Below are 8724 nucleotides of genomic sequence, written 5' to 3'. Positions count from 1 at the left end.
GACTCAGGGGCGCGGGGAACTGCGCGACCGGTGGTGAGGGACTTGGCCGGGTGGCGGACGGTGCTGGTCCGACTCAGGGGCGCGGGGAACTGCGCGACCGGTGGTGAGGGACTTGGCCGGGTGGCGGACGGTACTGGTCCCACTCGGGGGCGCGGGGAACTGCGCGACCGGTGTAGGTGGCGGACTTGGCCGGGTGGCGGACGGTACTGGTCCCACTCAGGGGCGCGGGGAACTGCGCGACGAGCCACCGGCGGCGCGGCACACGACGACGGCGGGAACCTACCGCTTACGCCCCACCCCGCAGTACGCATCAACGGCGGCCCCGGAACCCGCACCGGCCTCCCCAGAACCCTCCGGCCGCCACTCGGGAACCCTCACCACGCCCGGCTCCACCAGCTCCAGCCCGTCGAAGAACCCGGCGATCTCGGCGACCGGCCGGACGTAGTACGGCACCGCCCCACTCGCGTTGTACGCCTCCGACGCCGCGATCATGCCCTCACTGGTCGCGGTGCTGTCGCTGATCACCAGGTGGCTGCCGGCCGGCAGCCCGGCCATCAGCTGCCGCACCAGCTCGCGCGCCCGCTCGTACTCGGCGACGTGACCGAGGGTGTTGAGGATCATCAGGCCGACCGGCCGGGACAGATCGAGCGTGCCGGCGGCGGCCTTCAGGACGGCCTCCGGGTCGTACAGGTCGGCGTCCAGGTACGCGGTCCTGCCCTCGGGGGTGCTGGTGAGCAGCGCGCTGGCGTGGGCCAGCACGATGGGGTCGTTGTCGACGTAGACGATCCGGGCGTCCGGGGCGACGCGCTGGGCCACTTCATGCGTGTTGTCGGCGGTGGGCAGCCCGGTGCCGACGTCCAGGAACTGCCGTACGCCCTGCTCACCGGCCAGATATGTGACGGCCCGCCCCAGAAAGCGACGGCTTGTGACCGCCACGTCGACGAGCCCCGGGAAGATCGACTTGATCTGATCGCCGATCTCGCGGTCGACCTCGTAGTTGTCCTTGCCGCCGACGAAGTAGTTCCAGAAGCGGGCCGAGTGGGGCTTGGAGGTGTCGATGCGGTCACGCAGGCTGTCGTCGGACACGGCGGGGCCTCCTGGGGGGTGGGGAAGAGGGACCGGCCCACCAACCTAGGTGAACTTCCGGTCGGAACAGGGGCGTTGCCCTTCCCCCAGCTGGTCCGCCGTGGTGTTTCGGCCACGGCCCCGCGGTTACACCCCTCGGGAGACGACACCGCCCATGTCTCCGCCACCGAGCCCGCCCTCGTGCCCGTGGCGCTGGGTGACCAGCCAGAACGCCCACGCCAGGGACCACAGCAGCAGCCCGGCGGCGACCGGCGTACCGAAGACGATCAGCAGCCCGGCTCCGATGTTCGCTCCGATGCCCCCCGCGGTCAGGATCCGCCACCCCACACCGGCCATGAGCCCGAGCGCCATCAACGGCCCCAGCACCCCCCACCACCGCTGGTCCATCGCCCCGCGCAGCGAGGCCCGCACGAGCACCGCCGCACCGGCCACCGCCAGCACCAGCGCGAGCCCACCGGCGGCCGCGGCCGCGCCGTCCCCGATGTCCCACGGCTGGAAGGCGTAGTCGAGCTCACTGGCCGGCAGCCCGTCGTAGTTCTGCTGCCCCATCAGTCCCCAGGCGGCCACGGGCACACCACCGACAAGCGCGGCTCCGGCCGCCACGATTCCCCGATTCCTCATACAGCCAGGATCGGGGGGCGGTGCGGGGCCGTCATGAGCCCGCGTACTCAAGTACGGCGCACACCAGCGCGCCACGGACAGTCGACTGCCCGCACCCGCCGGGTGGCGCGACGGCGTGGTCGCCGTCGCGCCGTGTGCCTATGTCGGGGCCACCGCGCGGCCCGACTGCGGGGAGATCATTCCTGCGCACAGGCCTCGGGAGGCCAGGGTCCGGGCGATGCGGGGGATGGCCGCGAGGGTGTTGGCGGGCCAGTCGTGCATCAGGATGATCTGGCCGTTGGTGAGGCGGGCGGCGGACTGGACGATCGCGTCGGTGCTCGCGCCGTTCCAGTCCTGTGAGTCGACGTGCCAGATGATCTCGGTCAGGCCGTACCGGGCCGCGACCGACTTCACCGTCGCGTTGGTCTCGCCGTACGGCGGGCGGAACAGCTTCGGCGTACCGCCTCCCGCGTTGGCGACGGCCTGCTGGGTGCGGGAGATCTCGGAGTCGATCTGTGCCTGGCTCAGCCGGGTCAGGTGCGGGTGGGTGTAGCTGTGGTTGGCGACCCACATGCCGGCGGCCACCTGCGCCCGGACCAGGGACGGGTTGGCGGCGGCGTACTGTCCCTGGTTGAACATCGTGGCCCGTAGCCCGTTCTGGCGGAGTGCGTCGAGCAGCTTCGTCGTGTTGCCGGACGGGCCGTCGTCGAAGGTGAGCCCGACGTAGCCGGTGCAGGCGGCGGCACGCGCCGGCGCGGGGGCCGAAGCCGTGACGGTCGTGACGGTGAGGGCCGCGGCCGCCACCGTCACGAGCATGGCCGGCACGGGCCTCGTCCTCACGAACCCACCCGGATGCTGGAGTTGCCGCTGCTCCGGTAACCCTCGGTCGCCATGATCATGTAGTACTTGAAGTTGCCCAGGGGCATCCCGGCGCGGGCCCACGCGTCGAAGTGGTTGCCGGCCGTGATGGTGCCGCCCGTCCGCTTCGACTGCCGCACGCTCCAGTACTGGTCGAAGGTGCGTACGCCCTCCACCGACGGGGCGTTGTACCGCGTCGTCTTGTAGATGTCGTACGTACCGCCGTCGCTGGTGACGGTGCCCTTGTAGGTGCCGGTGGGCCGGTAGGTGCCCCAGTTGTCGACGATGTAGTACTCGACGAGCGGGTTCGCCGTCCAGCCGTAGAGGGTCAGGTAGGCGTTGCCGGACGGGTTGAACGTGCCCGAGTACGTCACGGTGCGGCGGGCGCCGGTGCTCCAGCCCTTGCCCGCGACGAAGTTCCCGGTGTTGCGCCATGAGGTGCTGTAACTGCCGCCGGAGGACAGGGTCATGGAGACCGTGCCCGGCGCGTCGGTCCAGAACGAGTAGTAGTAGCCGTTGTTGGTGCCGGTCTGGTTGGTGGTGACGACGGTGTCGGCGTGCGCGGTGCCCGGCATGGTGAGCGCCGCGGCAGCGACCAGCAGCATGGTGCAGGTGCTGCTGATGAGCAGCCGGAAGCGGCCTGGTGACTTCTTCATGGGGGTGCTTCCTCCTCGTCCGAGTGGGGGTGGGTCGACGGGGGAGCTCTGTCATCGGGGAGTGTTGGCCGGGCCCTTTCAACTGTCAATAGTTTCGGCGGCGTCTGCGAAATATTCGGCGCGGTACGGGTGCGGACTGTCGTGAATTCTCGCTGTTCAGGCGAGGGTTGGCCGTAGCGGAGGAGCAAGTTCTGCGCGGCGTGATGCCATTCTCGAGCGGAATGTGGGATTCCTCTACTCGAATGTTTCGGAGCGTTTCCGGATCGAGTCCCGGTCATGTCGCCCGTCATGCCGACGAATCCGGCATCGTGACAATTCACGAGAATGTCGTGGGCCGGCCCATGTACTCTCCGCGAGTGACATCAACGTCCGCCGCGACACCCGCCACTCCGTCCGGCAAGGACGCCGAGTGCCTCGCCCTCACCCGCACCCTGCGCCGCCGGGGCGTACTGGTGCTCTCCGGGTTCGCCCTGCTGTGGGCCGTGGCGGCGGCCTCCGGGACCGGCTCGGCGACGGATGTCGCGCCGCTCTGCATCGAGGTGGCGGCGCTGCTGCTCACCGCGGCGGCGATCCACCTCGGACATCGAAAGAACGCCGCGCCCTCGCCCCGGACGGTGAACCTGCCCGCCGGCTGGGCGCGCGGCGTGGGCATCGTCAACACCGTCGAGCTGGTGGCCGTCTTCGCCGTCATCGCCGCGTCCAACGCCGCCGGCCGGCCCGAGGCCGTCCCCGCCGGCATCGCCCTCGTCGTGGGCCTGCACTTCTTCCCGCTCGCCCGCCTGTACGACCAGCGGCAGTACCGCTGGACGGCGTCACTGCTGACGGCCGTCGCGGTCACCGGGTTCGTGCTCGTCGCGTCCGGCCTCGCGAGCGAGACCGTGCGGGTCGTGGTGGGCCTGGGCAGCGCGCTGGTGCTGTGGGCCTCGTCGTACCACCTGGCGCTGCGCGGTTAGGTTCCGTTCACGCTGGGGTGGCCCGGCACGGCCGGCGACCGGGATGCGCGCCTCCGGGTCGGCCTACTCGGCCGCGCAGGCCGACGGGGGCCTCCGGGTCGGCCTACTCGGCCGCGTAGGCCCCCGTCATGTAGTCCTCGTGCGCGCCGGACACATCCGGGCCCACCACCCGGTCGCGGCCGGCCTCGCCGACACACTCTTCCGGGCCGAGCGCTCCCCGCACTGCCTGCACTGGTTCTGACCCACACCTCGCAGACCGGCACAGCCGGCCACCACCGGGTCCCGGTCACGCGCGAGCACCGCGACCGGGCCCCAGAGATCAGCCACCGCTACCGACGGCGCTGCGGCAACGGTCACCGCAACCGCAACCGCGACCGCTACGGCTGCCGCGACCGCAACCGCAACGGTCACCGCAACCGCAACCGCTACGGCTGCCGCAACCACTCCGGCTGCCGCGACCGCTGCCGCAACGGCTGCCGCAACGGCGGAAGACGCCGACCGCCGCTAGTTCCGGTACCGGAACACGATCCGCCCGCGCGTCAGGTCGTACGGCGGGAGCTCCACCAGTACCCGGTCCTCCAGCACGATCTTGATGTAGTTCTTGCGGATCTTCCCGCTGATGTGCGCGAGCACCTGGTGGCCGTTCTCCAGCTCCACGGTGAACATGGCGCTGCGCAGGCACTCGACGACCCTGCCCTCGACCTCGATGACGTTCTTGTTCTTCGTCATCGCACCAGCTCCAGGTTGCTGCTCACCGGCCGGGCGCCGAAGCCCTCGAACAGCGCCGTGGCCGCGTGGTTGGACTCGTGGACTTCGGTCCAGGCCGCGGTGAACCCCGAGCGGTGCGCCGTCACCAGCGCATGGGCCAGCAGGGCCCGCGCGATGCCGCGGCGCTGCTCGCCCGCCCGGACCGCGACCAGCCCGATGCGCGGCCGGATCGCCGTCACCACCCGGATCAGCCCCAGGTAGCGGTCGGGCGCCGCGGCCACCGCGTACTTCGACGGGTCGACGACGGTGTCGCCTTCGGTGCGGGGCATCACCTCCGCGGGCATCGACTGCCACCAGCCGACAGTCGCCTCGACCTCGTCCCGGATCGCGCGGTCCACCTCCCGCAGCAGACCCTCGTCCGCCTGACCGGCGGGCACGATCGTCACGCCCGGAGGCGGCAGGACCCCCTCGAGCCCGGAGACCCGCGGGTCGGTCGGTACGGCGTACTCCCACTCGCGGCGCCGGACCGTGAAACCGGCCCGCCGCCAGCCGGCCCTCAGCTCGACGTCCGCTTCGTCGACCACCGTGTACAGCGGCGCCGGCAGTTTTGCCACCATCACCTCGGCGAGCCGGTCGAAGGCGACGTCGTGCCAGGCGTCGATGCTCACGAACAATCGTCCGTCGGGCCGGTGGTGCGCATGCCCGCGGCCGACCACCAGGTCGTCGTCCAGTGCGTGCCACTGCCTGTCCGCGACGCGCGTGATCATCACCGCGTTCTCGCTCAGGCCGGATGCGAAAGGCTTTGTGTCCATCGGAGTCTCCCCTCCAGGAGTGCCTCGTTCTCAGGCGCTCCTGGCGACACCGATCGTCAGCCGCCGGACCGTGACGGGTTGAGGGAGCACCCACGGGTAACTGCGTTCACGGGGCTCACCTCCCTACGACGACTTCACGGTCCACCGGGAACCTAGCAGCGGTTCGCCGCCTTGCTCAAAGCCTTTTCGCCCGATGCCATGTGCGGATCCAGTCACCCACCTCCGCCACGGAGTCGGCGGCCCGGGCGTGCCGGCGTGGTGCGGGCGGACGGGCTTTGCACCACTGAGCCGTTTCTTCCGTTGCCGGCAGTGCCACGACGGAAGGGGGCGGCCGATCGAATCAGCCGCCCCCCGACCCGCTCGGGCTGGTCTACGGAATGAAGCCGTAGTCCAACTGACCGGCCAGCCTCGTCCTGTCGTCCTTCAGGGACAGCACGAGTGTGCGTGCCAGGGTGCCGCCGAAGCGGGTCCCGCCGTCGGCGGTCGGGACCGTGTCGATGAAGCTCTCCACGAGTCCGTTGGGCATCACGTAGTGCGAGTACTGCTGTGTCGGGGCGTCCTCAGGGTTGCCCAGGACCAGTGCGCTGCCGTTGAGCGGCTTGTAGTCGCTGCGCAGCCCCGGGCCGACGAATCCGTAGAGGCCGTCCCAGCCGCTCAGCCCCGGCGCGAACGTGAACTTGTGGCTGATGGTGAACAGGTAGTACTTGCCGTTGCGGATGACCAGGTGGGGTCGTTCGGTCTGTTGGTTCACGCAGTTGGCCGAGAGCAGCGGGGGCTGGAGCTTCCAGTTCTCCATGCTTTCGCCGTCGGCCGTGGCCAGCCCGATGTTGCCCGTGTAGTACTTCGCGTCCTCCGGCACCTCGTGGTCGGCCGGGACGTCACCTATGTCACGCTCGGTGCACTGGTATGTGCCCGCGGCGCCGCCCGTGTTGCCCTCGAACAGCAGGTGGATCTTGCGGTCCCGCGGATCGCGGAAGACGAACGGGTCGCGGAAGGCGTAGATGATCGGGCCCTGCTGCGACTGTTCGAGCGTCTGGTACAGCTTGCCGTCGGCCTGGGCGATGATGCGGTGGTCCTGGAAGCCGGTGAACCACACGCGGTTCTTGTCCGCGTGTATCTTGCCGGTCGCCTGCGCGAGACGCTGCAGCGCGTCACTGGGGTCGACCCCGCCGTTGTCGCGCCCGGAGGCGGTGTAGAAGGAGTGCACCTTGTCGCCGATGAGCGCCGTCGAGCCGGCCCACTCACGGGAGCCGAACGAGGTGCCGGGCCGGAACAGGTCGCCGCCGTACTTCCAGCTCTTGGCGTCACGCGAGTAGAAGTAGCCGATCTTCGCGTACCAGTGCCGGTCGCCGAAGGGCACCGAGCGGGGAGCCGTCAGCGAGAAGATGACGTGCCAGCCCTTGTAGGTGGCGGTCTTCGTGTTGAGCTTGGTGAGCGGCCAGGTGTCCCACACCCACACCTTGTCGGTCATCACCGGGAAGTCGGGCGCCACGCGAGGGGCGGTGTTGGTCCTGTCCTGCCGGAGTTTCAGAGCGTCCGCGCGGGACCAGACGGCTGTGTGGTCGTCGTCGGCGGCGTACTGCCGAGTCCCGGTACGGGACGGGTCGTGGGGGGAGGCGGAAGCGGGAGTGATGATGCCGCTCAGCGTCGCGAGGGCTGCCAAACCCGTCGCCAGCCGGAGCGCCACTCGTCTTGCTCTGTACATACGTCACCCTTGGGGGGAGAGGGAACGAATGGAAGAAGCGGAACCGGTTCCATCGCTGACAGTACCTCAGTTTCTGTGAAAAACAGTGAACTTGTGAGGTGAACATTTACTTATGAGCAGCGGTCGCAACGGCGCCATGGAAGATCATGGAAACCGATGCAACGTCGGCGAACCGCCGATCAGGCTCCCGCGGCGGCCGTCGTACGCCGAGGCACGAGTTCCACTTCCAGCATCTTCTCGACGGGGTCGCCGAGGGACCGGCCGACGCGTTCCAGCAGCAGGCGCGCGGCGATGTCGCCGCTGGTGCGCAGGGGCTGGCGTACCGTGGTCAGCCCCACGTAGGCCGCCACGTCGAGGTCGTCGAAGCCGACCACGGACAGTTCCTGAGGGATCGTCATGCCTGCCGCACTCGCCGCTTCGATCACCCCCAGCGCCTGGGTGTCGGAACTGGTGACGATCGCGCTCGGGGGCTCCGGAAGGGCCAGCAACTCGTCGGTGAGGCGGTGCGCCACCGCGCGTCCGTGGGGTCCGACCCGGACGTACGGCTCCTTGAGCGCGAGGCCGTGCGCCTGCAGCGCCAGCTCGCAGCCCTGGCGCCGACGGGCGCTCGCGCTGAAACGGAAACGGTCGTCGGCGACCTCGCCCATGAACGCGATCCGACGATGGCCGAGTTGCAGAAGATGACGCGTCGCCAGCATGCCGCCGCGCACGTCGTCGATCACCACACGCGGCAGGTCCGGGTGCTCACAGTCCAGCAGCACCGTGGGCAGACCGGCCCGTGCCAGCTGATTCGCGTCGTCGTCGGTGGGAGCGAGTGAGATCGCCAGCAGGCCGTCGAAGCGGTCCCCAGTCGCCACCGCCCGGTACTGGTGATCACGCTGATCCGGTGTGGCCACGTCGAGCAGAGTGAGGTCGTGGTCGCTTCCGTGCAACACGTGTGAGATGCCGCGCAGCCGCTCGACGACCGACGGCTCGGTGGCGAAGGGCGCGATGACGGCGATGCTCTGGGTGCGTCCCGTGGACAGGGCGCGAGCGCGCCCGTTGGGCCTGTAGTCCAGATCCCGGATCACCCGCAGCACACGCTCGCGGGTGTCCTCGCTGACATTCCGGCTGTCGTTCAGGACACGCGAAACCGTGCCGACCCCCACCCCGGCCCGGGCCGCGACATCGCCGATGGTCGCCCGTTCTCCCACGGCCGGTACAGTACCCGAATGCGCGTCTCGGCCTGCTCGGACCAGGTGCGGGAAGCCGACGCCCCCGTGCGGCCGTTGCAGGTCAGGACGCTGCCCGGCGGTGGCCCGGCTCGGGCGGCGGCGCGATGCCGAGCCCTCGCACGATCAGCGGGT

9 protein-coding genes and 1 pseudogene are annotated in these 8724 nt (G+C 70.0%); 2 read left to right on the top strand and 8 right to left on the bottom strand.

Annotated features, from left to right (window positions below):
• Positions 1–279: 279 nt before the first annotated feature.
• From ACZ7EG_RS15650 to ACZ7EG_RS15635, 4 genes are all read right to left on the bottom strand, one after another.
• A complete protein-coding gene (locus ACZ7EG_RS15650; RefSeq protein ID WP_471077854.1) occupies positions 280–1086 on the bottom strand; it encodes an SAM-dependent methyltransferase in 807 nt (268 codons plus the stop codon).
• Positions 1087–1212: 126 nt separating this feature from the next.
• Complete coding sequence (locus ACZ7EG_RS15645) at positions 1213–1707, bottom strand: hypothetical protein (protein WP_471077851.1); 495 nt, start codon at positions 1705–1707, stop codon at positions 1213–1215.
• A 138-nt stretch (positions 1708–1845) separates the two neighbouring features.
• Positions 1846–2502, bottom strand: a complete 657-nt coding sequence (locus tag ACZ7EG_RS15640; protein ID WP_471078801.1) for a polysaccharide deacetylase family protein — start codon at positions 2500–2502, stop codon at positions 1846–1848.
• Positions 2503–2522: 20 nt separating this feature from the next.
• Positions 2523–3200 (bottom strand): glycoside hydrolase family 11 protein, encoded by a 678-nt coding sequence (locus ACZ7EG_RS15635; RefSeq protein WP_402706237.1) that lies wholly within the window; start codon positions 3198–3200, stop codon positions 2523–2525.
• A 356-nt stretch (positions 3201–3556) separates the two neighbouring features.
• Here ACZ7EG_RS15635 and ACZ7EG_RS15630 point away from each other — a divergent pair, with 356 nt between their 5' ends.
• Together ACZ7EG_RS15630 and ACZ7EG_RS15625 are read left to right on the top strand one after the other, a co-directional pair.
• The gene (locus ACZ7EG_RS15630) at positions 3557–4153 is read left to right on the top strand and encodes a DUF7010 family protein (RefSeq protein WP_471077847.1); all 597 of its coding nucleotides are present in this window, start codon (positions 3557–3559) and stop codon (positions 4151–4153) included.
• A gap of 82 nt (positions 4154–4235) precedes the next feature.
• Positions 4236–4394: pseudogene (locus ACZ7EG_RS15625) on the top strand (GNAT family N-acetyltransferase); the annotation flags it as partial.
• A 263-nt stretch (positions 4395–4657) separates the two neighbouring features.
• On the opposite strand, the gene infA reads toward ACZ7EG_RS15625, so the two are convergent.
• From infA to ACZ7EG_RS15605, 4 genes are all read right to left on the bottom strand, one after another.
• Positions 4658–4882 (bottom strand): translation initiation factor IF-1, encoded by a 225-nt coding sequence (gene infA / locus ACZ7EG_RS15620; protein WP_471077844.1) that lies wholly within the window; start codon positions 4880–4882, stop codon positions 4658–4660.
• The gene (locus ACZ7EG_RS15615) at positions 4879–5673 is read right to left on the bottom strand and encodes a GNAT family N-acetyltransferase (RefSeq protein ID WP_471077841.1); all 795 of its coding nucleotides are present in this window, start codon (positions 5671–5673) and stop codon (positions 4879–4881) included. Before ACZ7EG_RS15615 ends, infA begins: the two co-directional genes overlap by 4 nt.
• 370 nt (positions 5674–6043) lie before the next feature.
• Positions 6044–7378, bottom strand: coding sequence for a glycoside hydrolase family 68 protein (locus tag ACZ7EG_RS15610; RefSeq protein ID WP_471077838.1), 1335 nt, complete (start codon positions 7376–7378; stop codon positions 6044–6046).
• 179 nt (positions 7379–7557) lie between these two features.
• On the bottom strand, positions 7558–8571 hold the full coding sequence (locus tag ACZ7EG_RS15605) for a LacI family DNA-binding transcriptional regulator (protein WP_471077835.1): 1014 nt from the start codon (positions 8569–8571) through the stop codon (positions 7558–7560).
• Between the last annotated feature and the right edge of the window lie 153 nt (positions 8572–8724).

It is taken from the genome of Streptomyces sp. NPDC037100 (assembly GCF_055606225.1).
The sequence above is the reverse complement of the archived record's forward strand: the minus strand, read 5'-3'. Positions and strand labels throughout refer to the sequence as shown.

Excerpts from the sequence above, each read along its gene's own strand:
- ACZ7EG_RS15640 (WP_471078801.1), bottom strand. The coding sequence starts at position 2,502 with ATGCTCGTGACGGTGGCGGCCGCGGCCCTCACCGTCACGACCGTCACG.
- ACZ7EG_RS15610 (WP_471077838.1), bottom strand. The coding sequence starts at position 7,378 with ATGTACAGAGCAAGACGAGTGGCGCTCCGGCTGGCGACGGGTTTGGCA.
- infA (WP_471077844.1), bottom strand. The coding sequence starts at position 4,882 with ATGACGAAGAACAAGAACGTCATCGAGGTCGAGGGCAGGGTCGTCGAG.
- ACZ7EG_RS15645 (WP_471077851.1), bottom strand. The coding sequence starts at position 1,707 with ATGAGGAATCGGGGAATCGTGGCGGCCGGAGCCGCGCTTGTCGGTGGT.
- ACZ7EG_RS15615 (WP_471077841.1), bottom strand. The coding sequence starts at position 5,673 with ATGGACACAAAGCCTTTCGCATCCGGCCTGAGCGAGAACGCGGTGATG.
- ACZ7EG_RS15635 (WP_402706237.1), bottom strand. The coding sequence starts at position 3,200 with ATGAAGAAGTCACCAGGCCGCTTCCGGCTGCTCATCAGCAGCACCTGC.